Here is a 23,576-nt window from a genome sequence, read left to right as displayed (position 1 = left end):
GTCAGACACCGACCGAACCGGTCAACCGGACCGTCAGTGGACTACGGCACGGGATGGCTCGGTAGCCCGATCAGGTGAAGCGCGGGCCACGTCGGTGCCACCGACGTGAGATCGATCAAGGAAGCGCGCGACGCGTGGGGGTGTCGCTGCGGGCCCGTCAGGCGTCGAAACGGCCGCGTGCACGCTCGATGTGCCCGAGGTGCTGGTGCGTCCAGCCGCAAATGGCGTCGACCGCGGTGCGCAGGGCCCGGCCCGGCTCGGTGAGGGTGTACTCGACCCGCGGCGGCACGGTGGGGTGCACCTTCCGGTCGACCAGACCGTTGCGCTCCAGCATGCGCAGGTTCTGGGTGAGCATCTTGTGGCTGATGCCCTCGACCTCGTTGCGCAGCTCGCTGAAGCGCAGGGTGCGCTCGCCGAGCGCCTCGATGATCAGGAGCGCCCACTTGTTGGCGACGTCCGAGAAGATCTCCCGCGCGAGGGAGTCCGCACGCCGCAGGTCGGCGTCCTCGGGCAGGCCCTTGAGCAGCTGCTTGGTCACCATGAGGTTCCTCAATCACCGAAAAGTGCGTTCTTCCAGGTCAGCCATCACTCTCCTACAGTCCCTGAGTAACCACAAGAGAGCAACCGGAAGGGCGCGCACCGTGACCACCCCCATGGACGTCTTCAACCACAACGTGCCGGCCGAGAGCGACTTCGGCTACTCACAGGCGATCAGGTCCGGCGAGCTGATCCACGTCTCCGGACAGCTCTCGTTCGGTGAGGCAGGTGAGTTCCTCCACGCGGGCGACTTCGCCGCCCAGCTCAAGCAGACCTACGCCAACATGGACAAGGTTTTGGACCACTACGGCTGCACCCGGAACCAGGTCGTCTCGCAGACCCTGTACGTGGTGGACCTGCGGCAGAACGCCGCGGCGACGGCGGAGGGCAACCTGGGGTACTTCGGCGACCACCGCCCGGCCAGCACGGTCCTGGGCGTCCCCGAACTGACCTTGCCCGGCCAGGTCGTCGAAATCAGCTTCGTCATCGACATGAGACTGCCCGCTTGAGGTCTCCTCCTCGCACGCTCTCCCGCCAGCTGCACGGCGACGTCGCCGGAGTCGGCCTCCGCATCGATGCCGGGCGGACGGGTGTGCGGGATGTCCCTCGATGGGCGCCTTGCCCGCCTCCACCGCGATCTGCGGCTTTCGGCAGGCGACATGGCCCCTGACCCAGGCAGCGGGCCAGCGGGGCGTACCGGCCAGCGAGGCGGGCCGGTCAGCGGGGCGGGCCGGTCACCGGGACGGACCGGTCAGCGGGGCGGGCGCCGTCGGTCAGTGCGGGTGCCCGTCGGTCCGGGACGCGCCGGTCCCGGCCGGCCCCGCACCGGACCCCCCGTCGGTGGCCCGGTGACGGCCGGACGCGGCGAGGACGGTGTCCAGCAGGGCCACGCAGTCCAGCGCGCTCAGCCCCATGCCGGCGGCGTGGTGTTCGGCGTACCGGCGGGCCCCCAGCGCCGCACCCGCCTTCCGTTCGATGTCGGCGATCTGCTCGGCCTGCACGGGGGTGGGCGGCAGTCCCCCCAGCCACCCCTTCGCCGCCCCGAGCATCTGGCCCGCACGCCCGGGTTCCCCCATCCGGAGGAGGATGCCGGCCGCGATCATCGCCTGATGGGCCTGCACCGCCTCGGTGCAGCCCGACTCCACACCCATCCGGAGGGCCCCACCGGCCTTCCGCAGAGCCTCCGGCAGATTCCCGGCGGCGGCGGTCAGCCAGGCGTCCAGACCGTGGAGCGCGACGTCCGCCTGCGGGGGCGGACTGCTCCGTGCCGACGCCTGGCGCGCCTCCTCGTACAGCGTGCGGGCGGCGGCCGCGTCGTCGTTCCGTACCGCGATGAAGGCCCTCAGCAGCCGGATGAACGCCCGCGCGTCGTACGTCGCGTAGCGGTCCGCCTCCGCGTCAGCCTGTTCCAGCAGCCGCAGCGCCTCGTCCGTCTCCAGCGTCTGGAAGGCCAGGTCGGCCAGGCGGGTGACGAGGAACGGGGTCTCGGCGAGGGCGCCCAGCTCGCGGGCGAGCCGCAGGGCCTCCTCGTAGGAGGCGCGCGCCTCCGCGTACCGTCCGTGCGCCATGGCCATCTCGCCGTTGGCGCCGTGCACCTGGGCGAGTACCCAGCGGTCGCCGACCCGCCGGCTGAGTTCGCGCAGCTCCGGCCAGTGCAGCTCGGCCCGGCGCACCCCGCCCGGCATGTCGATGACCAAGTGGGTGCGGAACATCAGCGCCACCGCGAGTGCCCACTCCGCCCGGTGTTCACGGCAGTTGACCACGGCCTGGTCGAGCAGCCGCAGCACCCCCGCCCGCCCATCGGTGAAATAGGCGGCGAAGGGCCACAGGACGCCGGGGAAACGGGCGGAGCGCGGGCCGGTGTGGCCGGAGTAGGCGTCGCGGATGGCCACCGCCACGGCCAGGCTCGGCGGGCTCCTCAGTTCCTCGTCGCTGCGCTCGTCGGAGAGGAGGAAGTACCGCAGCAACTGGAGGTCGGCGATGTCCAGGGGGTCGGGCCGGCCGGCCGGTCCGCCGGCGGCCGGGGCGGGCGCACCTTCCCGGGCCAGCACGGGCAGCACCCCGGGCGCCAGGACGCCGAGCAACCGGTCGATCCAGGACGCGCCCTCGTCGCGGTAGTTGCGCAGCCACCAGAACCAGCCCAGGCCGAAGACGAGGGCGAGCGCGCTGTCGGTGTCCCCGGCCTGCAGCGAACGGTGCAGGGCGGCGCGGAGATTGTCCAGTTCGGTCTCCACCCGGCGCAGCCACGGCAGCTGTTCCGCGGACCGCAGCCGCGGCTCCGCGGTACGGACGAACGCGCGGAAGTGGGCGGTGTGGCGACGGATGGCGGCGAGGTGGTCCCGCCGGGCGCCGGGGGTCTCGGCCGCCCGCTCGGTGGCGTACTCGTGGATGGTCTCCAGCATCCGGTACCGCATGCCGTCCGGCTCACCGGCCCCCGGCCCGCCGGTACCGGGCTCCCCGGCCCCCGCGCCGCCGCCATCCCGGCCATCCCGGTCCACGCCTTCCCGGCCGTCGCCTCCCGGTCCGTCGCCACCCGGCCCCGCGTGACCTGGCACTGCGCGAGCCGGCCCCGCGCGACCGGGTTCGTCGCCGCCGGACCGCCGCGGTGGCTGCTCGGCGACGAGCAGCGACTTGTCCACGAGTGCGCCGAGCAGGTCCAGCACGTCCGCCCGTTCGATACGCACCCGCTCCCCCGGGACGGTGGCGTCGTCGGGCGCGGCGGCGCCGGGGCCCGCCGGGGCGGTGTCCGGGCCGGTGCCGGGGTCGGTGTCCGGGCCGGTGCCGGGGTCGGTGTCCGGGCCGTCCGCGCAGACCGCCTCCGCGGCGGCGAGATCCCAGCCGCCGGTGAAGACCGCGGCACGCCGCAGCAGGGTGCGCTCCCGCTCGTCGAGCAGGTCCCAGGACCAGTCGACCACCGCGCGCAGCGTCTGCTGCCGGGGCAGCACGGTACGGCTGCCGCTGGTCAGCAGGCGGAAGCGGTCGTCCAGCCGGTCGGCGATCTGCCGGGGGGTGAGCAGCCGCAACCGGGCGGCGGCCAGCTCGATGGCGAGCGGCAGCCCGTCCAGCCGCCGGCAGATCTCGGCCACGGCCGCGGCGGTCTCACGGTCCTGATCGGCGGCGAACCCGGGGCGTACCGCGGTGGCGCGCTCCGCGAAGAGCTGGTGGGCCGGGGCCGGCAGCAGCGGTTCCACCGGCCGTACCGTCTCCCCGGGGACGCCGAGCGGCTCCCGGCTGGTGGCGAGCACGGTCACACCGGGGCAGTGCGCGAGCAGCGTCTCGGCGAGCCTGGCGGCGGCGTCGATGACGTGCTCGCAGTTGTCCAGGAGCAGCAGCAGCCGGCGGTGGGCGCAGTGTTCGATGAGCCGGGCGGTGGGGTCCGCGCCGTCCGGCCCGGTGGTCCGGGAGTCGAACCCGGCACCGAGCCAGGTGGTGTCGCGGCGGCCGACGGCGCTCAGCACGGTGCCCGGCACGGCGCTCGGGTCGTCCAGCGGCGCGAGTTCGGCCACCCACACGCCGTCGGGGTACGCCCCGGCGGCGGTCGCCGCGGTCTCCTCCGACAGTCGGGTCTTCCCCGACCCGCCGGGGCCCGTGAGGGTGATCAGGCGGGACTCGCGCAGCCGCCGGCGGAGCGCCTCCACTTCCGCCTGCCGCCCGACGAAGCTGGTCAGGCGCGGACGGAGGTTCCCGGGTACGGCGGGGACGGCGAACCCCGAAGCGGGCGGGGCCGGGGCGCCGGGGTACGCCAGGGCGGCCACCGGCGACGGCGGAGGGGAAACGGCTGCCGGAGCGGCGGACGCGGCGGACGGCGGGATGCCGACGCCGAAGGGGCCCCGGGCGGGATATCGGCGCCCGGCACGGGCGGGGCGCCGGACGGGACGGCGGCACCGGCGGGGGCGCGGACGGGGCCATCGGCCGAGCCCCGGGGTGAACGCGGACGGGTCACCGGGCCCGGAGGAAGACGGGGCGCCGGGCCTGGGCGGGTCAGCGGGCCCGGGCAGGGCGAGGCGCCGGGCCCGTCCGGGGCGGGGCACCCGGCCCGGACGAAGGCGAGGCACCCGGCCCGGACGGAGGCGAGGCACCCGGCCCGGACGGAGGCGAGGCACCCGGCCCGGACGGAGGCAGTGACCCGCCCGGGCGGCCCGGAGACGCCGGCTCGTCCGTCCTCGCCGGGTGAGTCCCCGCCGGTGGCGTCCCCGTCGAGTCCCCCGGCGGCGCGCCGTTCGACGTCACGCCGTTCGGCGGCGTGCCGTTCGACGTCGCGCCGCTCAACGGCATACCGTTCGCCGGCACACCGCCCGCCGGCACACCGGTCCGGGGCTCATCCGTCCGCGGCTCACCCTGCCACGGCTCGTGCGGCCGCGGCTCGTGCTGGCGCGGCTCATCGCCGGTCGGCGCGGGAGCGGCCGGTGTCTCCGCCGCCGGAGGCCCGGCGGCACGAGCTGCAGCGGAATGAGGTCCGGCCGTGCCGGCCCCGGCCGTACGGGGCGGGCTCACCGCCGGCCCGTCATCCCCCGGCCCACCACCGAGCCCGGGCCGGTCGCCGTGCTCCGGGCCACCACCGTGCCCGGGCCCCGCGCCGTGCCCGGACCCGGCACCGTGGTCCGGCCCGCCGTCCGCCGGTGCGCTCCGCGGTCGTCCGTCGGGCGCCGGTGTGCCGGCCCCCGGCGCCGGGGCGGACACCGGTGCGCTGCCGGCGTTCGGGGCGTCGTGCGGCGGCCGGTCACCCACCGCCGGGATCCCGGGTGCGCGGAGCTCCCGGGTCGGCGAGCCGCCGTCCGCCGTCACGCCGGATGCGGGACCGGGTGCGGGACCGGGTGCGGGCGGAACGTCGAGGGCACCCCACGGCGGCCCGTACGGCGTGCCGGTCCCGTTCCGCCCGTCGGCGGCGCCCCGCCGGGCGTCGGCCGGCCGGTCACCGCGCAGCAAACGGGCGTGCAGCCCGGCGAGTTCGGTGCCGGGCCGGCTGCCCAGCCGGTCGGCGATGGCCCGGCGCGCGTCCTCGTACGCCGTGAGGGCGTCGGCCGGCCGTCCCGCGGCGCTCAACGCGCGGATCAGCTGAGCCTGGAACGGCTCGTGCAGCGGGTCGCCGGCGACGAGTTCGCGAAGCTCCGGGACCACCTCCACCGCCCGGCCCAGCGCCAGGTCGGCCTCGATGCGCCGGTACAGGGCGGTGGTCCGGAGGGCCTCGGGGCGGGCGGCGGCGGACTCGCGGTCCGGCAGGTCGGCGAACGCGGGGCCGCGCCACAGGGCGAGCGCGGCCCGGAGCGTACCGGCGGCGGTCTCCGCGTCACCGCTGTCGAGCGCCCGGCTGCCCTCGCCCACCAGCCGCTCGAAGCGGAACAGATCGACCTCGTCGGCCGGGGTGACCAGTCGGTAACCGCCGGGGCCGGAGTCCACCGCGGCCCTGCCGACCACCCGGCGGAGCCGGCCGACCAGTGCCTGCAGGGCGGCCGGCGGGTCCTGCGGCGGGTCGTCCGCCCACACCTCACCGATGAGTACGTCCACCGGCACCGGCAGGGCTCGCGCGGCGCGCAGGGCGAGGGCGGTCAGCAGCGCGCGGAGCCGGGCACCGGCGCCGAGCGGCAGCGGCTGTCCATGGCTGTCACGCGCCTCGGTGGCGCCGAGTATCAGATACCGCACGGATTCATTGTCCTCGCTGATCGGCGGGGCGGCGGCGGATGAACGGCGCCGCCGGGGGCGAGCCCTGGGCCGGACGGAGGGCCGGAACCCGGACCGGACCACCCCGGCCCTCACCCGCCCGGGCCCGGACCCGACCACTGGCCCCACCCGCCCGGGGTCCCAGCCGGACCCCGACCGTCCGGAGACCGACGACGAGCCGCCCGACGACCCCGACCCGTCCTGACCAGCGCCCCCGACCCGACCCCGGCCTACCTGGACAGGACTAGCCCTGACCCGGCCCCGGCCCCGGCCCTCACACCCCCTGCCGCGGCACCACCCGCCCGCCACCGCGCGGCGGCGCGGGCCCTCGGTGCCGGTCCAGCAGGTGCCGCGGCGGGCCAGCAGCCGGCGGAGCCAGACCTCGGTGGCGACGAGTTCGGCCAGCCCGTCCAGCGGCAGCCGTTCCCCGCCGGCCGCCGCGCGCAGCGCTTTCCGTACCACCCGTGCCTCGACCAGGCCGGCGTCCGCCAGCAGCGGGGCGTGGAAGAGGTCGATCAGCTCCCCGGCATGGGTGCGGAGTCCGGCGCGCACCGCGGTGACGTGCGCCCCCTGCGAGGTGGCCCCCCAGCCGGGCGGCAGGTCCCGGACGCCGGCCCCCGCCAGCACCGCGCGGAGCACCGCGGCCCGCGCCCCGGGCTGGACGCGCAGCGCCTCGGGCAGCGCACGGCAGGCGCGTACCACCTGGTTGTCGAGGTACGGCGCGTGCAGCCGCTGGCCGCGGACCTCCACCGCCTGTTCGAAGATGCGGTGGTCGGCGGCGAACCGGTTCAGCGCGGCGTCGGCACGGCGCTCGCCGGGGCGCCGCAGGAGTGCCGGGCGGGCGGCGGCGGCCTCCAGGCGAACCGATACTTCAGCGAGCGCCTCGCCGGTGAGCCAGCGGGCGGCCGGGCCGGGCCGGCACCAGGTCAGCGCCGCGAGCGAGGCCGAGACGGCGCCGGGGCGGCCGGGACCCGGCTCGGGGGTGAACCGGCCCTCCAGCAGGTGGTGCGCGACCTGCTCCAGTCCGTCCCGGTACGGGGTGCGGGCCAGCCGGCGGGCGGCCCGGTACACGGTGAACGGGACGAAGAAGGAGTGCGCGGACGGCCCGTCCGCCCGGGCCAGCGCGGTGGCCGGCCGCAGCAGGTGGCGGCGGCGCCGGTCGAGCAGCAGGTCGGCGAGGCGGGCCGGGTGCGCGTCGAGCACCTGGCGGGCGCCGTGCCCCACGAAGTGGTCGGCGCTGCCCGCGACGAGGCGGCGCCGGTGGCGTTCGGCGAGCACCAGGCAGGAGGCCGGCTCGTCGGTCAGCGGGCCGCCGTCCAGCGCCGCGTACGGCAGCGCCTCGGTGCCGCCGGCGACCACGACGTGGTGCAGCCGGGGGTTCTCCGCCATCGCGCGGGCGCGCTCCAGTTCGGCCTCGCGGGCCCGGCCGCGCCCCACCGCCAGGTCGTTGAAGGTGACGGCCTGGAGCCGTTCGCCGGCCTCCGCACCGTGGCCGGCCGGGGTGCCCGGGATCCCGGGCAGGCCCGCCGCGAGCAGCGCCAGGGTGCCGGAGGCGCTGCCGCCGGACAGGTCGGCACCGAGGCCGGGGGCCGGCGCGCCCCGGGCCGCCCGCCGGTCGGCCGGTCCCATGCCGGGCACCGGTCCGGGGTCGAGCCGGCCGCCGGTACCCGGGGCGTGACGGGGTGCGGCGAGCCGGGCCCGTACCGCGTCGAGGAGGGCGTCCCGCACCCCGGCCACCGCCGCCTCGGGGTCCATCGGGGGTGCGGCGGAGGCGAGCGAGGCGGTGGGTTCGTAGCCGACGAGGTCCGGGGCGCCCTCCCGGAGGACCAGCGCGTGGCCGGGCGCCGTCCGCCGCACCCCGGCGTAGGGGGTGCCGTCGCCGACCGCCTCGGGGGTGTCGGGGCAGGCGAGCAGTGCGGCGAGGTGGCTGACGTCGAGCTGGGCCTCGACGAGGTCGGCGAGCGGCAGGGCGGCGGTGGCGTACGCGGTGCCGCCGGCCCAGCGGGTGTGGAACACCGGCCGGGCTCCGGCGAGGTCGCCGACCACGGTGATCCGGCGGCCGGCGCGGGCCACCGCGGTGTAGCTCCCCGGCCATGCGGTGAGGTGGCGCAGCGCGCCTCCGCGGGCGGCGAACAGCCCCAGCCTCAGCTCCTCGTCGCTGGCCCCGCAGCAGCCGATGACGGCGAGCCGGGTGAGGGGATCGGTCTGCACCACGCGCACCTCGTCGGGCCGCCAGTCACCGACCGCCCACAGCGGGTCCGGGCCGTCCCACAGCAGCTGGGCGCCGACCGGCTGGAGGGCGTCGGCGCCGGCCGTGGCGGGTCCCGCGGTGGCTCTGCTCCACCCCACCAACCACCGCATCGCCGCCTCCACCGACCGTGGCCACCAGTACGCACGCGCCATCATGCACGGCTGATCGCCGGTTCCGGGAGCCACCCGGGCAACGCCGGGCCCACCTCGTCACTCCGGTTTTGCGACAACATCACGCCGTGTGCGACGCGTTCACCGAGCGTCGCCATCGACGGGTGCCGGACCGCGCCCGACCGGTACGGCCGTTGGCCGGGAGCCGGGACGGGCCACCGCTCGGCCGGGCCCATGCTGCCACGGCCGGAACCGGTCGGCGGCGCGGCGCGCGGGCGGCGCACGCCCCGGGCCCGGCCGGGACGGCCGGCGGCCACCACCGCTTCCACCGCACAACTCACCGCGGAACGGCGCGAGTCCGGCATACCGGTGTCCGGTGCCGGAAGGCCTCACCGGCCCGCGCGGGGCACCGCCAGCGGTGGGCACCGCGGCGTCCACGGACACCTGCGGACCGGTGGCGGACCGGTGGCGGACCGGTGGCGGAACGCGGCGGAACAGGCGGGCCGCACAGGGTCGATGCCGGGCCGCCGCTCGGGCCTCCCCCTCCCCGGCCCGGCGCGGCAGCCCGGCCGCCAGGAGTGACATTCAGCCAAATTCCCGACGCACCCTGGCGCGGGCCCGCGGTGACCTGGCACCGCGCTCGGGGGGCGAACACCACAGTCCGGGAGGTGGTGTGCACCTCCCGGACCGTTCCGCCGCCCGCGGGGAATGAGGCGGCGGTGTCCCCCAGCCCACTGGCTTTGTGCCATGGGGCCGACCCACGCACGGTCCATGGAAGCCCCGCCGGACCGGCCCAGACAGAGCGCACACACAGGCGCACGGCCACACGCACCGGGAGCACACGCCCGCTCCCGCACCCGCGTTCGTACAAGAATCCCGCCATCCGGGATGAGACCTCTTAACGGTCGGGATGCGGCGAACTACGCTGGGTTTACGAATGCCCCGTGCCTATGCCGGGGCGGCCGTCGGCGTTGTTCGAGGGGTGCGCATGTCCAGGGAGCCACGCGGGCCGAACGAGAAGCTCGGCGCCGTTCTCGCCCTCGCGGGAATCAGCAACGCCGGGCTCGCGCGCAGAGTCAACGACCTCGGCGCACAGCGCGGTCTGACGCTGCGCTACGACAAGACGTCGGTGGCGCGCTGGGTCTCCAAGGGCATGGTCCCGCAGGGTGCCGCGCCCCATCTGATCGCCGCCGCCATCGGCTCCAAGCTGGGCCGGCCGGTCCCGCTGCACGAGATCGGCCTCGCCGACGCCGACCCCGCCCCCGAGGTCGGGCTGGCCTTCCCGCGCGACATCGGGCAGGCGGTGCGCAGCGCCACCGAGCTGTACCGCCTGGACCTGGCGGGGCGGCGCGGGGGCAGCGGCATCTGGCAGAGCCTGGCCGGGTCCTTCGCGGTGAGCGCCTACGCCACCCCCGCGTCCCGCTGGCTGATATCCCCGGCCGACAGCTCGGTGGCCCGGGAGCCCAAGACGGACGGGCCGGGGACCGACGGGTTACCGCAGCGGGTGGGCCACAGCGACGTCAACAAGCTGCGCGAGGCGGCCGAGGACGCACGCCGCTGGGACTCCAAGTACGGCGGGGGCGACTGGCGTTCGTCGATGGTGCCGGAGTGCCTGCGGGTCGACGCGGCGCCGCTGCTGCTGGGGTCCTACAGCGACGAGGTGGGCCGGGCGCTGTTCGGGGCCACCGCCGAACTCACCCGGCTGGCCGGCTGGATGGCCTTCGACACCGGTCAGCAGGAGGCCGCCCAGCGCTACTACATCCAGGCGCTGCGCCTGGCCCGTGCCGCGGCCGACGTACCGCTCGGCGGCTACGTCCTGGCGTCGATGTCGCTGCAGGCGACCTACCGCGGCTTCGCCGACGAGGGCGTGGACCTGGCGCAGGCCGCGCTGGAGCGCAACCGCGGTCTGGCCACCGCGCGCACCATGAGCTTCTTCCGCCTGGTCGAGGCCCGGGCGCAGGCCAAGGCGGGCGACGGGCCGGCCTGCGGCGCGGCGCTGAAGGCCGCCGAGGGCTGGCTGGAGCGGTCCCGAGCGGGCGACCCCGACCCGTCCTGGCTGGACTTCTACACCCACGAGCGGTTCGCCGCGGACGCCGCCGAGTGCTACCGCGACCTGCGGCTGCCCCGGCAGGTGCGGCGGTTCACCGAGCAGGCCCTGGCCCGGCCCACCGAGGAGTTCGTGCGCTCGCACGGGCTGCGGCTGGTGGTGTCGGCGGTCGCCGAGCTGGAGTCGGGCAACCTGGACGCGGCGTGCGCCCAGGGCGCCCGGGCGGTGGAGGTGGCCGGCCGGATCTCCTCGGCCCGCACCACGGAGTACGTACGCGACCTGCTGCACCGCCTGGAGCCGTACGGCAACGAGCCGCGCGTCGCGGAGCTGCGGGAGCGGGCGCGTCCCCTGCTGGTCGCCCCGGTGTGAGCGGTACGGGCGCGCGGGCGCACGCCCGGCGCCCCGGCCCTCCCGGTGCCTGCACGTCCCCGCCCCGTGCGGTGTCCCGGTACGTCCCGGTGCGTCCGGTGTCCCGGTGCATCCGGTGGGGCGGTGCGTCCGGTGGGGCGAGGGCCCCGAGGAGCCGGACCGGGGTGGCGGCCGTGCAGGACGTCCGGGAAGGCAGGCAGAAGGCCAGGCGCCGGGCAGACGGTCCGGCGGCCCGGACGGGCGCACCGGGACCGGGACGGGCGACCGGCGGCCGGGGCCAGCACACCGGGACCGGGCAGAGGGCCCAGGAGCAGCGACAGGCCTATCGGAACCGGGACGGGCGCACCGGGACCGGGCGCGACGGGGTGTCCCGGGCCGGACCGGCGGCCGACATCCGCCGGCCACAGCGGCGCCGCCCCCACGTTCCCGGCCCGTTGTCAGTGGCGGGCGTCATGATAGTGATCGGTGTGGGTGCGGTTGAGCGTCGGCAGCTGCGGGGAAGTGAGGTGTCGTGACGGCGTGGGACTGCGATGTGCTGGTGATCGGTGGTGGGATCGTCGGCCTGTCGACCGCGTACGCGATCACGCGGGCGGCACCCGGTACCCGGGTGATCGTGCTGGAGAAGGAAGCCGGTCCGGCGCGCCATCAGACCGGCCGCAACAGCGGCGTGATCCACAGCGGCATCTACTACCCGCCGGGGTCGCTGAAGGCGCGCTTCGCCGTGGAGGGCGCCGCTGAGCTGGTGAAGTTCTGCGCCGAGTACGACATCCCGCACGAGACCACCGGCAAGCTGATCGTGGCCACGGACCGCGCCGAGCTGCCCCGGCTGCACGCCCTGGTGCAGCGCGGCCGGGAGAACGGCATACCGGTGCGGGAGCTGGGCCCGGCGCAGATCATGGAGTACGAGCCCCATGTGCGCGGTCTGGCCGCCATCCACGTCGGCACCACCGGCACCTGCGACTACGGCGCGGTGGCGAACCGGCTGGCCGGACTGGCCACCGACGCCGGCACCTCGGTGCGGTACGGCGAGGAGGTCCGGGCCATCGGCCGCCGTGCCTCGGCGGTGGCGGTGCGCACGGCGAGCGGTTCGGTGGTCCGGGCCGGGGCGCTGGTGAACTGCGCGGGGCTGCACTGCGACCGGATCGCCCAGCTGGCGGGGGACGACCCGGGCATGCGGATCGTGCCGTTCCGCGGGGAGTACTACGAGCTGGTCCCGTCCCGGGCGCCCCTGGTGCGCGGGCTGGTGTACCCCGTACCGGATCCGGCGTTCCCGTTCCTCGGGGTGCACCTGACCCGCGGCATCGACGGCCGGGTGCACATCGGGCCCAACGCGGTGCCCGCCCTCGCCCGGGAGGGCTACACCTGGCACACGGTGCGGCCGGACGAGTTCGCCGCCACCCTGGCGTACCCCGGAGCCTGGCGGATAGCGCGTCGGCACTGGCGCTACGGCGCGGGTGAGCTGCGGCGCTCGGCCTCCAAGCGGGCCTTCACCGACGCCGTCCGCCGGCTGTTGCCGGTGGTGCGGACGGACGACCTGGTACGCGCCCCGGCCGGGGTACGGGCCCAGGCGGTGCTGCCCGACGGCACCCTGGTGGACGACTTCCTCTTCGCCGAGTCGGCCCGTGCGGTGCATGTGCTCAACGCGCCGTCCCCGGCCGCCACGGCTTCCCTGCCGATCGGCCGGGAGGTGGCCCGGCGGGCGCTGGCGGCCCTCGACGGCTGAACCCCGGCCCCCGGGGCCGGCCACCGCCCGACGCCCACCGCGGCCCCGTACCCCACCCGCCCCGCGCCCGGCCGCCCGCCCGCGCCCCCTGGACGGCCGCTCGCCCGGTCGTCCAGGCGCCGGTCCTCGGGCGGTCCCGGGCGGCCGGTGCCCGGCGCATCCGCCTCCGACGGGTGTCGCGGCGCCCCACCGGGACCCGAGGCGTACGGTCCGGGGCGTAGCCGAAAGGACACGGTTGGGGTACGGAGCGGGGCCGGGTGTACGGAGCGGGGCCCGGGGTCGCCCCGGGTGACTCCGGAAGGGACACGGCCACCGGCAGGACGCACGGTCCGCACGGACACGCGCAGCCGCACGGGCGCGGTGCGGCCGGCACACAGCCGGGGGGACCTGCCTCACCGGAGAAGGCAGGCGGCGGAAGAGTGGCCGTCACCGGGCAGGGCGCACCCGCACGACACGCGTCACCGCCGAGGTCCGGCCGGGAGACACGCGTCACCGCGGAGGCCCGGCCGGAAGGGGGCGCGTCACCGGGAAAGGGGCCGGCCGGGACCGGGCGCGCGGACCGGTGCCCAGCCGCCACGGCCCGCGCGTCACCGCGGCGGGGCCGCGGCCGGAAGGGCATCCGCGCCCCCGACCGTAGAATCGACGTACATGTCCGAGAACTCCACCGCACCCCGCTCCGCGGAAGCACACGATCACCGCGACCGCGGCGCTCGCCTGTTCCCCGGGGGCCCCTCCGCCGACCCGGCCGGCTCGCACCACGAACGCCGCATCCGGTCCTTCCGGCCCCGCCGCGGACGGGTCACACCGGGCCAGGAGCAGGCACTGCGCCGCCTGTGGCCGCAGTGGGGCCTGGACATCGACGGTCTGCACCGCATCGATCTCGGCCGGCTCTTCGGGGACCCGGAGATGCCCGTCGTCCTGGAGATCGGCTTCGGCATGGGTGAGGCCACGGCGCAGATGGCGGCGGCCGACCCCGGCACCGGGATTCTCGCCGCCGACGTCCACACCCCCGGTCAGGGAAACCTGCTCGCCCTCGCGGAGCGGAACGGGCTGACCAACATCCGGGTGGCGAACGGTGACGCGATCATCCTGCTGCGGGAGATGCTCGCTCCCTCCTCCCTCGCCGGGCTGCGCGTCTACTTCCCCGACCCCTGGCCCAAGAAGCGGCACCACAAGCGCCGGCTGATCCAGCCCGAGTTCGTCGCGCTGGCCGCCACCCGGTTGAGGCCGGGGGCACTGCTGCACTGCGCCACCGACTGGGAGCCGTACGCGGAGCAGATGCTGGAGGTGCTGTCCGCCTCCCCCGACTTCGAGAACACGCAGCCGGACGGCGGCTATGCGCCGCGCCCCGACTTCCGCCCGCTGACCAAGTTCGAGGGCCAGGGCCTGGACAAGGGGCACGTGGTGCACGACCTGCTCTTCCGCCGCCGTACGGACTGAGGCGCACGGACCGGGCCGCCGCGGAGCGAGCCGCCGCCGGGGCTCCACCGGAACGTGCCCCCGGACACCCCCGCCGGGACGCCCCGGTCGCCCGCCCCGCCCGCGAGCACCCCACCGGGCCGGACGTGCCCGGACGCCCCACCGACCCGGGGCGTGCCGTAGGGGGTTCCGGGACGCCCCACCGGCCCCGGGCACGCCGTAGGGGTCCCGGACGCGTCACCGGGGTCGGCCGCCGCAGGCCAGCGGGCCGGTCCGCCGCCCCCCGACGATGGCCCGCCCCCGCACCCCCAGGCCGTCCCTGACCCAGCGGGACCGTCCCCGGCCTCCTCCACCCGCCCCCTGGCCGGCGCCGGCACGACCGGCCGGGGTGATGACGGCCGCTGCGGCCTCGATGCGCGGCACCCCGACGGGCGTACCGGGACCAGGTAGATGATCTCCAACCCGTGCGCGCTCCCCCTTGGTTAGGGTCTTCGGGTGCACCAGTCCTCGTCCCCGCACGATCCCGGCCCCGAGCGGCCCGGCCACGCCACCACCGGTCGGTCCGGGCCCGACGCTCCCCGGACCGCCGATGCCCGGACCGCCGACCCCCGGGCCACCGAGGCCCAGGCCGCCGAGGCGCGGCCAACCGACGCCGGGCCCGCCGCAGCGCCGCCGGCAGGCACCGGGACCCCGGACGCCCGGCCCGCGGACATCCCGTCCACCGCCGCCCCGGTCCCGGACGCCCGGCCCGCCGACGCGGGGCACGGCGCTCCCGGCACCGCCGACTCCCCGGTCCGAGCCTCCGGGGCGGCCACCGGCCCCGGCACCGCGACCACTCCCCACCCGGTCCCCGGCCCGGCCCCTGACCTCGGCACCGGACGGGACACCCCCACCACAGACCTCACGCCCACCGGTCCCACCGACCCCACCACCGTCCCGGGCCCGCCCGGCGCCGCCGTGGGCGTGGCCGACCAGCCGGCGGGACCACCCGTCCCGGCCTACAGTCCGCAGCCGCGTTTCGACGCGGTGCCGGAACCGGCGGGCTGGCGCTACCGACCCCGGCGCGCCGTGTGGGAGAGCCGGGCGCTGCGGGCCACCGCGCTGGTGCTGGTCCTCTCGCTGTGCGGCCTGATCATCCTCGCGCTGGTGCGGAAGCAGACCGGCACCGAGGGCTTCCTGGTGGGGCTGGGCCTGTCCGTCCTGCCGGTGCCGCTGCTGGTCGCGGCGTTCCGCTGGCTGGACCGGGTGGAGCCCAAACCCTGGCGGAACCTCGTCTTCGCCTTCGCCTGGGGCGCCTGTGCCGCGACGCTCGTCGCACTGATCGCCAACGGGTTCGCCACCGAATGGCTGGTGACCAACATCGCCGAATCCTCGGCCGCCGAGGAATCCGCCGACGCCGATGCCTGGGGTGCCACGCTGGTGGCACCCGTGGTGGAGGAGAGCGCCAAGGCCGGGGCCCTGCTGTTCCTCTTCCTGTTCCGGCGGCGGGACTTCAACGGCATCCTCGACGGCCTGGTGATAGCCGGCATCGCCGCGACCGGCTTCGCCTTCACCGAGAACATCCTCTACCTGGGCTCCGCCTTCGTCAGCGATCAGGAGTTCGGCCACTCCGGGCTGCGGTCCACCACCGCGGCGACCTTCTTCGTGCGGGTCATCATGTCGCCGTTCGCGCACCCGCTCTTCACCGCCATGACCGGCATAGGCTTCGGCCTGGCGGCGGCCGCCACCCACCGGCAGCGCGTCCGGCGCGTCCTGCTGCCGATCGCCGGGCTGCTCGCCGCGATGGTCCTGCACGGGCTGTGGAACGGTTCGGCGATCCTCGGCAGCGGGGCCGGCTTCATGGCCGTCTACCTCCTCTTCATGGTCCCCGCCTTCGGCCTGCTGGTGTGGCTGGCCGTCTGGTCGCGGAACCACGAGCTGCGGACGATACGGGCGTACCTGCCGGTCTACCAGGCGGCCGGCTGGCTCACCGCCCCCGAACCGGTGGCGCTGTCCTCCTTCCGGGCCCGCGGCATCGCCCGGGACGTCGCCCGACGCGTCCACGGACCGGCGGCGGCCCGCACCGTGGCCGAGTACACCGCCTTCGCCACCTCGCTCGCCTTCCTCCGCAGCCGCGCCTACCGGGACACCCCGGGGCCGGACTTCACCGCGCGGGAACAGGAACTCCTGCACCACCTGTGGCAGCGCAAGGACGTGGCCCGGCCGATCCTGGCGCACGCCGCGCTGTTGCCGCCGGCTCCACGCCGCCGCCCGTACCCGGTCCGACCGCCGTACCCGGGCGCCTGGCCCTACGGCCCGTACGCCCACCCCGGCCCGTACGCCGCCCACCCTCACGCCCACGCAGGCCCGTACCCCACGCCCAGCCGGGCCCGTACGCCCATGCCCACCCCGGCCTGTACGCCGCCCACCCCCGGCACCCCGCCCACCCTCACGCACCCCTACCCGGCCGGCGCATACGGCCCCGCTCCGTACCCACCCGGCACCTACGGCCCCGCCCCCCACCCGGCCCCCGGCCCCCTCACCCCGCCCGGCACGCCCGGCCCCGACCCCGTCGCCCCACCGGATACCGGAACTCCGCCGACCGCCCCCGGAACCTCTGCCCCGCCGCCGTAACCCGGGCCCCGGCCTACTGCACCAGCCCCCAGGCAACGGCGGAGGGCGACCCCGCCCACCCCTCCGGGATCCGCCAAACGGACCCCATACCCAGCTCTTCCAGGTAATCGGCATACCTACCGATATCTTCTGTAAACAGCCCAAGCAGATGCGGCGTACCCCTCTCCGCCCGGCGGTAAAGGAAGTGCTGGTATTCCAACAGCTGACCCACCGCTTGGCGCACCGCCAACGTGGGATTTGCCCGCTTCACCACCTTCGCTTCCACCAGCCACTCGACGCCTCCCTTGCGAATCACCAGATCCTTGGGATGGACGTCCCGAGTAATAGGAACAAAACCACGCTTCTCAACGAACGGGGCAAACTCACTGATCAGCCGCTCGTGGATTCGTTTCTTCCTCACGGTGCGAGCGGGAAAATGCGTGATGTAGTCACTGTCGTTCTTGGGGCGAAACCCATCCAAACCGCGGTACTCGCGCACATCGGCAGGTACGTCCCAACCGTCCCCGTCTTCCCCAGGCTTGAGCCGCTCGGCAACGAGCGCAGCTCGCTGAAGCAGCTCCACCATGGCCCTCAGGTCCGACCTCAGCTGGTCTTCGTCAGGCAGGGACGCGGTCTGGTAACACCGAGCTGCGACACTCCCGGCCTCATACGACAGGGGGCGGGGGAGGTCACACTTGAAGTCCGGGACATCAGCCCAGTCATTGAGGGCTGCAGGGGGAAGCCCGGCAGCGATGGCGCGCGCTCTGCCCCACAGATACGCTTGCCGGCGCTTACCCGTGCCCAACGTGGGCTCCAACGAGGTCACACCCTGTTGCAACGTCAGCGTGACCGTGCTCAGGTCCGCGGCATAGATGTAGGCCAGGTAGAGCCCTTCCTTCGGGTCCCGCGTGACATCCGGGTCGTACACCCCAATCCACGGGGTAGCGCTGCCCTCGCCCTTACCGCCGTAACCTTCCGCTTCACATCCAAAAGGCAGCGCCGGCGCCCACTCCTCTGCCACCTGGCGGAGGCGATCCTGAGCGAACACCCCGCGCTTCACACCCATGCTCTTGTCGTACGTGTTGGCCACATCCAGAAGCAGGTTGCGTATCCCCATGGCCAGAAACTATGCATGAAGGGTCTGACACCATCAGCAAACGGTCACGTTCTGTCATCAACTTCTTCCACCGACCGGCCACCACCCACGTCTGAGGACGCTCGCGGCTGGTAGAACAGCCCCCACATGCGAGACGCCAGGGGGGCAGGACATGACCGACGACGGCATGGAGTTCACAGCACGGCCGGGCCTGTACGAACGCCTCATCACACACCGGCTCGAAGGGCGGCTCCAGCAGCTGGATGCGGGCACCTGGCGAGCTATCGAGCAGCACGTGGGCGCCGGCTCTACGCCTCAGGTGCTCGCGCGTCACATTGCCGAGACCGTCCACCGGGTTCTTACTCAGCTTCCTGCGGAGCAGCAGGTCGGCGCGGCGAACCAGATACTCGAATCGATAGGCACGCTCGACGGCGCGCACCAGTGGATCGACCTCGTGGCAGACGGACCGCGCCAACTCACCGCCGTCGCTGAGGAGGAAGCTCCCGGCGTGTACAGCATCCGTCCCGCCACCCCACTCTCGGAGGCGGCACTCATCACCAATGCTCCGGAAGACCCCAACCTGGGGTCTGAGCTACGGGCGGAACTGGCAACCGCCGACCAGGTAGACCTGCTCTGCGCCTTCGTGAAGTGGCATGGTCTGCGTGTTCTGGAAGAGGCGCTGCGATCGGCCCGCGAGCGGAACGTTCCGCTGCGCCTCATCACGACCACCTATCTGGGGGCAACAGAGCAGCGGGCGCTGGATCGTTTGGTGACCGAGTTCGGAGCACAGGTCAAGGTCAACTACGAACTGCGGTCCACACGGCTCCACGCGAAGGCTTGGCTCTTCCGGAGAAACAGCGGTTACGACACGGCCTACATAGGCAGCTCCAACCTCTCCAAGGCCGCGCTCCTCGATGGCTTGGAGTGGAACGTTCGACTGTCATCGGTGGCCACCCCCGCTGTCTTGGAGAAGTTCGAGGCCACCTTCGACACCTACTGGTCGGATGCCGCCTTTGAACCGTACGACCCCGACAAGGATGGCGCACGGCTGGCCGAGGCCCTGGCCCATGCCAGCAGCCAAGGGCTACCCGGGCCCGCGGCTCTGACACTGTCCCGGCGGGAGGTGCGTCCCTACCCGCATCAGGAGGACATGCTCGAACGGCTCCGCATCGAGCGAGAGATCCACAAGATCCACCGGAACCTGCTCGTTGCTGCCACCGGAACCGGCAAAACAGTCATGGCTGCCCTGGATTACCGGACCCTCAGAGAACAACACCGAGGGAAGCCACTCCGGCTGCTCTTCGTTGCACATCGGCAGGAGATCCTGGCGCAGTCACTCAGGACGTACCGAAACGTCCTCGGCGACCCCACCTTCGGCGAGCTTCTGGTGGGGGGAGACGTTCCCAAGCACTGGCGACACGTCTTCGCCAGCGTTCAGTCCCTCAACGCCCGCTCCCTCGAACAGCTCGCCCCCGACCACTTTGACGTGGTCGTCATCGATGAGTTCCACCACGGTGTCGCGCCCACCTACCGACGAGTCATCGATCACTTCCGCCCCATCGAACTGCTCGGCCTGACTGCGACGCCTGAACGCATGGATGGCCGTAACGTCCAGGACGAGTTCTTCAACGGGCGCATTGCGGCCGAGATGCGTCTATGGGAAGCACTGGAGAATGACCTCCTCAGCCCCTTCCACTACTTCGGGATCGCCGACGAAACCGACTTGCAAGGGGTCGCCTGGCGCAACGGCAGCTATGACACGGGTGAGCTGGGCAAGGTCTACGCAGGTGACCAGGAGCGTGCACAGCTCATCGTGAGACAGGTGCGAGACAAGGTGTCGGACCCTGCCACCATGCGGGCCCTGGGCTTCTGTGTCACCGTCGCCCATGCCACGTTCATGGCGGACGTCTTCTGCCAGGAAGGGATCAACGCCAAGGCTCTCGACGGCACCACCCCGAGGGCAGAGCGAGCCCAGGCCCTCGACGATCTTCGGGACGGCAAGGTACAGATCCTGTTCTCCGTCGATCTGTTCAACGAGGGGCTGGACGTCCCGGACGTGGACACCCTGCTCCTGCTCCGACCCACCTCAAGCGCTACGGTCTTCCTCCAGCAGCTGGGACGCGGGTTGCGGCGCACCCCTCACAAGGCTGTCCTTACGGTTCTCGACTTCATCGGCCAGCACCGCAAGGAATTTCGCTTCGAGGAACAGTTCCGAGCGCTCACCAACTTCTCCAGGCAGCGGCTCGCCGACCACATAGAGCGAGATTTCCCCCAATTGCCTTCGGGTTGTCACATCATCTTGGATCCGGTATCCAAGCAGCGCATCCTGGAAAATATCCAGTCGCAACTGAGGGTCAACGTCCAACAACTCGCCAAGGAGGTTGCCCAGTATGGCGAGACACAGCTCGGCGCCTACCTGCGAGAAAGCCGTAGAGAACTCAAGCAGATTTATCGTGGAAATGGCTCGTGGACAGATCTGCTTCGAAGGGCAAGACTTCTTCCAGGAACGGCGCCAGCAGGGGAAGAGAAGCTCCTCAAGCGCGTCTCTTCCTTCCTGCATGTCAGTGATCCTCAACGCGTTGCGGCGTATCGTCTGTTGGTGAGCGATGACGCCCCCGCCTATGAGTCACTCAGCACCCAACAGCAAGCCTATGCCCGTATGTTGTTCTTCTCGCTGTGGCCACTGGGTGGCGGGTTCACGAGCTACACCGCCGGCTTCGAGTACCTCCGACAGCATCCAGCTTTCCGTCGCGAGCTACGCGACCTGCTCGCCTACAACCTCGACCACGCCGACCACTACCCCATCCCACTCGATGGAACACACGAGGACTACGCCGACTCCCCGCTACAGATCCATGCTTCCTATAGCCGCGAAGAGATACTGCCTGCTCTCGGGGAAGCCAATCTCACCGGGTTCTTGCCGGGACACTTCAGGGAGGGCGTCAAGTGGTGCCCCGGAGTCAAAACAGATGCCCTCTTCATCACCCTAGAGAAAGATGAGAAGGACTTCTCCCCGCAGACCCGCTACAAGGACCATGCGATAACCTCCGACTCCTTCCACTGGGAATCCCAGAATCAGACGTCGGAGGCCTCACCAACCGGGCAGCGATACCAGAACCATAAAAAACTTGGTAGCCACGTTCTACTTTTCGTGCGTCGCTATAAAAAGTCCGACATAGGCGGGGCGCAGCCCTGGATGCTGCTCGGCCCGGCCGAGTACGACACCCACTCCGGAAGCAAGCCCATGGGCATCGTATGGAAGTTGCGCTATGAGCTTCCAGCTGATGTCTACACCTACTCCGTCAAGGCCGCGAGGTAGGCCCTGGCGCGTCCGGAGCGGTCGGGAGCGAACGGCTCATGAAGAGGGCGATTTCGCCCTCGGAGGGGGTGCCGGTGTAGAGGGTGGTGTCGAGGCCACAGAAGGTGAAGCCCATCCGCTGGTACGCGCGGATGGCGGGGGCGTTGAGGTGGGTGACCTCCAGCCAGACGTGGCGGGCGCCCCGCTGCCGGCCGTAGGCGTAGGCCCGGGTCATGAGTTCGCCGGCGATGCCGTGGCCGCGGTGGGTGGGGGCGACCGCGATGTCGCGGATGGTGAGCCGGGCGTTCCAGGGTTCGTGATCCACCGCGACGAAGCCGCACACCCGGTCACCGTCGAGCGCCACCACGGTGTGCTTCGGTGCGTCGTCATCGTCCTCGTCCTCGTCGTCGTCGGCCGGGAAGTGCTTGGTCAGGGGCGGGTGCACCGGTTCGGGGCGGATGGTGAAGCCGGTCGGGCCGGCCGTCACGCGGTGGACGGTGTCCGTGGTGAAGGAGGTGTCCAGGGCGGCCAGTTGCTCCTCGTCGTCCGGGGTGGCGGGGCGGTAGGTGAGGCGGGGCGCGGGCACGGGCGTCCTTCCTGTTCGGCGGCGAGTGCCGTCCCTGTTGCCGGAACGGCGGCGTGCTGTGACCGTCCGGTGCGGAAACCCGGTGCCGGATGCGGTCGAATGGGCACGGCAACTGTTCTACGAACCGAGGAAGAGGTTGGTGCCATGGCCGGCATTCCGGCAGGTGTCGTGGCCGCGGGCGGACTCGTCGGCGGATACGGGGTGGCGCGCTGGACGAAGCGGCGTCCGCTGGGCGGGGTGGCGCTCGCCGCCGCCGGTGCGGTGGCCGCGCGGGGCTGGCGGGAGAAGGCCGGCCCGGGGACCGCCGCGGCGCTGAGCGGCCTGTACGTGGCGGCGTTCGCCGGGTCACACCCGCTGGCGAAGAAGGTCGGGGCCTGGCCGTCGGTGTTCGCGGTGGCCGGCGCGGTGGCCGTGGCCTCCTGGGCCGTGGCCGACCGGCGGCCCTGACGGCGCGGCCGGAGCGGGTCCGGCGGCGCCGGTGGCGCCGGTGGCAGGAGGGGAGAGCACCGGGGCCGCCGGTGTGCCGGTGGGCGGGTCCGCCGGGCCGGCGGGTGTGCGGGCCGGCCCGGGCGCGGTCAGGGGTTGAGGCCGAACTGGCGCAGCCAGGACAGCGGGTTGATCGGCGCGCCGCCGCCGGGGCGGACCTCCAGGTGGAGGTGCGGGCCGGTGACGTTGCCGGTGGCCCCGACCCGGCCGATCACCTCGCCGGTGGACACCGACCCCGAGGTGCGGACCATCGAGGAGAGGTGGCAGTACCAGACCTCGGTTCCGTCGTCGAGCGTGAGCACGATGCGGTACCCGTAGGCGCCCGCCCAGCCGGCTTCGGTGATGGTGCCGCCGTGCACCGCCTTCACCGGGGTGCCGGTGGGCGCGGCGAAGTCCTGACCGGTGTGGTTCGCCGACCACATGTCGCCGGCCTCACCGAAGGTGGAGGTGAGGGTGTAGGAGGACAGGGGCAGCGCGTAGGAGCCGGCGAGTTCGGCCAGCCGGTCGGCCTCCGCCTTCCGTTCGGCCTCCGCCGCCTTGCGCTTCGCCTCGGCCGCCTTCCGTTCGGCCTCGGCCGCCGCCTTGCGCTCGGCCTCCTTCGCGGCGGCCTCACGCTCGGCCTCCTCCTGCGCCTTCTGTTCCGCCGCGGCCTCGCTCGCCGCCTCGGTGGCCGCCCGCACCGCCGCCTCGCGCTCGGCCTCGTCGGCCGCGGTCTGCTGCTGCTCGGCCTGGCGCATGATCCGGGCCCGCAGTGCCTCGCCCGCGTCGGTGGTGCCGTTGGCGCGGTCCTGGGCGGTGAGCCCGACCTGGGAGAAGGGCTGGGGGGAGCCGTGGGCCGGCACGGCGCCGGCGGTCTCCTCGCCGGATTCCCCGGCGAGGAGCGGCCCGATGCCGGGCAGGTCCTGCACGGCGGGGAGCGCATCCGTCACGTCGTCGGCGAGGTGCGCGAGGTCCGGCATCGAGATCGGCGGGTTGGGACGGTCCTTGGCGGTCGCCATGCCGCCCGCGCCGACCGCGGCGATCACGCCGACGCCGAGGACCGCGCCGCTCCGTGCCATGGTGCCGCGCTGCTTCACCACCCGGTGCCTGCGGCGCACCGGGGCGAGCGACTCGGCAGTGGGGTTCCACTCGCCGCCCGCCGGTTCGCCGGCGGTCAGGGTGGCGGTCGCGGGGTCGGCGCCGTCGGCCGGTCCGGTGAGGGAGCCGTACGGTGCCTCGTCAAGGGCAGACCTGTTGGACGCCACGGAGGCGCACTCCTTTCCTTCCCTCTCGCCTACCGGGTTAGCTGACGGGTTCGGAGCAGGAAGGTCTCCTACGGGCCGGCTTCGGCCCGATTCACCCCAAGGATGGTGGTTCCCCGGTTCCCTGGTACTGCTGGTCACTGCTTGTCTTCTGCCGTGGTGC

General features: G+C 73.8%; 13 protein-coding genes, 1 pseudogene and 1 riboswitch. Of the genes and pseudogenes, 7 read left to right on the top strand and 7 right to left on the bottom strand.

What is annotated here, in order from left to right; translation table 11 throughout:
- Window positions 1–157 precede the first annotated feature (157 nt).
- Complete coding sequence (locus IHE55_RS16340; protein WP_197989694.1) at window positions 158–541, bottom strand: winged helix-turn-helix transcriptional regulator; 384 nt, start codon at window positions 539–541, stop codon at window positions 158–160.
- A gap of 112 nt (window positions 542–653) precedes the next feature.
- Between IHE55_RS16340 and IHE55_RS16335 the strand changes: the two genes are divergently transcribed.
- Entirely contained in the window at window positions 654–1,046 is a 393-nt protein-coding gene (locus IHE55_RS16335) for a RidA family protein (protein WP_197992049.1), read from the top strand.
- 264 nt (window positions 1,047–1,310) lie between these two features.
- On the opposite strand, the gene IHE55_RS31350 is transcribed toward IHE55_RS16335, so the two are convergent.
- The 3 genes and pseudogenes from IHE55_RS31350 to IHE55_RS32300 all read right to left on the bottom strand — a co-directional run.
- Window positions 1,311–4,292: an ATP-binding protein gene (locus IHE55_RS31350; protein ID WP_307826693.1), complete on the bottom strand. Its 2,982-nt coding sequence runs from the start codon at window positions 4,290–4,292 to the stop codon at window positions 1,311–1,313.
- A gap of 226 nt (window positions 4,293–4,518) precedes the next feature.
- The gene (locus tag IHE55_RS32305; protein ID WP_372442762.1) at window positions 4,519–5,934 is read right to left on the bottom strand and encodes a BTAD domain-containing putative transcriptional regulator; all 1,416 of its coding nucleotides are present in this window, start codon (window positions 5,932–5,934) and stop codon (window positions 4,519–4,521) included.
- A 558-nt stretch (window positions 5,935–6,492) separates the two neighbouring features.
- Window positions 6,493–8,556 (bottom strand): annotated as a pseudogene (locus IHE55_RS32300) (asparagine synthase-related protein); the annotation flags it as partial.
- Window positions 8,557–9,544: 988 nt separating this feature from the next.
- Between IHE55_RS32300 and IHE55_RS16315 the strand changes: the two are divergent.
- The 4 genes from IHE55_RS16315 to IHE55_RS16300 all read left to right on the top strand — a co-directional run bounded on the left by IHE55_RS16315 (window position 9,545) and on the right by IHE55_RS16300 (window position 16,727).
- On the top strand, window positions 9,545–10,972 hold the full coding sequence (locus IHE55_RS16315; protein ID WP_197989693.1) for an NsdA family TPR-like regulatory protein: 1,428 nt from the start codon (window positions 9,545–9,547) through the stop codon (window positions 10,970–10,972).
- Window positions 10,973–11,483: 511 nt separating this feature from the next.
- Window positions 11,484–12,695 (top strand): L-2-hydroxyglutarate dehydrogenase, encoded by a 1,212-nt coding sequence (gene lhgD, locus IHE55_RS16310; RefSeq protein ID WP_197989692.1) that lies wholly within the window; start codon window positions 11,484–11,486, stop codon window positions 12,693–12,695.
- A 648-nt stretch (window positions 12,696–13,343) separates the two neighbouring features.
- On the top strand, window positions 13,344–14,135 hold the full coding sequence (gene trmB, locus IHE55_RS16305; protein WP_197989691.1) for a tRNA (guanosine(46)-N7)-methyltransferase TrmB: 792 nt from the start codon (window positions 13,344–13,346) through the stop codon (window positions 14,133–14,135).
- A gap of 942 nt (window positions 14,136–15,077) precedes the next feature.
- A complete protein-coding gene (locus tag IHE55_RS16300; RefSeq protein ID WP_307826882.1) occupies window positions 15,078–16,727 on the top strand; it encodes a PrsW family intramembrane metalloprotease in 1,650 nt (549 codons plus the stop codon).
- 13 nt (window positions 16,728–16,740) lie between these two features.
- Here the strand turns inward: IHE55_RS16300 and IHE55_RS16295 are convergent, their stop codons facing one another.
- The gene (locus tag IHE55_RS16295; RefSeq protein ID WP_197989690.1) at window positions 16,741–17,823 is read right to left on the bottom strand and encodes an MrcB family domain-containing protein; all 1,083 of its coding nucleotides are present in this window, start codon (window positions 17,821–17,823) and stop codon (window positions 16,741–16,743) included.
- 151 nt (window positions 17,824–17,974) lie between these two features.
- On the opposite strand from IHE55_RS16295, the gene IHE55_RS16290 reads away from it, so the two are divergent.
- Window positions 17,975–21,121 (top strand): DEAD/DEAH box helicase, encoded by a 3,147-nt coding sequence (locus IHE55_RS16290; protein WP_197989689.1) that lies wholly within the window; start codon window positions 17,975–17,977, stop codon window positions 21,119–21,121.
- Here the strand turns inward: IHE55_RS16290 and IHE55_RS16285 are convergent.
- Window positions 21,105–21,686 (bottom strand): GNAT family N-acetyltransferase, encoded by a 582-nt coding sequence (locus tag IHE55_RS16285; RefSeq protein WP_197989688.1) that lies wholly within the window; start codon window positions 21,684–21,686, stop codon window positions 21,105–21,107. The genes IHE55_RS16290 and IHE55_RS16285 overlap by 17 nt on opposite strands.
- Window positions 21,687–21,830: 144 nt before the next feature.
- Here IHE55_RS16285 and IHE55_RS16280 point away from each other — a divergent pair, with 144 nt between their 5' ends.
- Window positions 21,831–22,133 carry a hypothetical protein gene (locus tag IHE55_RS16280; protein ID WP_197989687.1) on the top strand — a complete coding sequence of 101 codons (303 nt, stop codon included), beginning with the start codon at window positions 21,831–21,833 and terminating at the stop codon, window positions 22,131–22,133.
- A gap of 128 nt (window positions 22,134–22,261) precedes the next feature.
- On the opposite strand, the gene IHE55_RS16275 is transcribed toward IHE55_RS16280, so the two are convergent.
- Window positions 22,262–23,416 (bottom strand): M23 family metallopeptidase, encoded by a 1,155-nt coding sequence (locus IHE55_RS16275; RefSeq protein ID WP_372442687.1) that lies wholly within the window; start codon window positions 23,414–23,416, stop codon window positions 22,262–22,264.
- A gap of 11 nt (window positions 23,417–23,427) precedes the next feature.
- Window positions 23,428–23,568: riboswitch (cyclic di-AMP (ydaO/yuaA leader) on the bottom strand.
- Window positions 23,569–23,576: the final 8 nt, after the last annotated feature.

Source organism: Streptomyces pactum, assembly GCF_016031615.1.
Taxonomy (GTDB): Bacteria; Actinomycetota; Actinomycetes; order Streptomycetales; family Streptomycetaceae; genus Streptomyces; species Streptomyces pactus.
The sequence above is the reverse complement of the archived record's forward strand: the minus strand, read 5'-3'. Positions and strand labels throughout refer to the sequence as shown.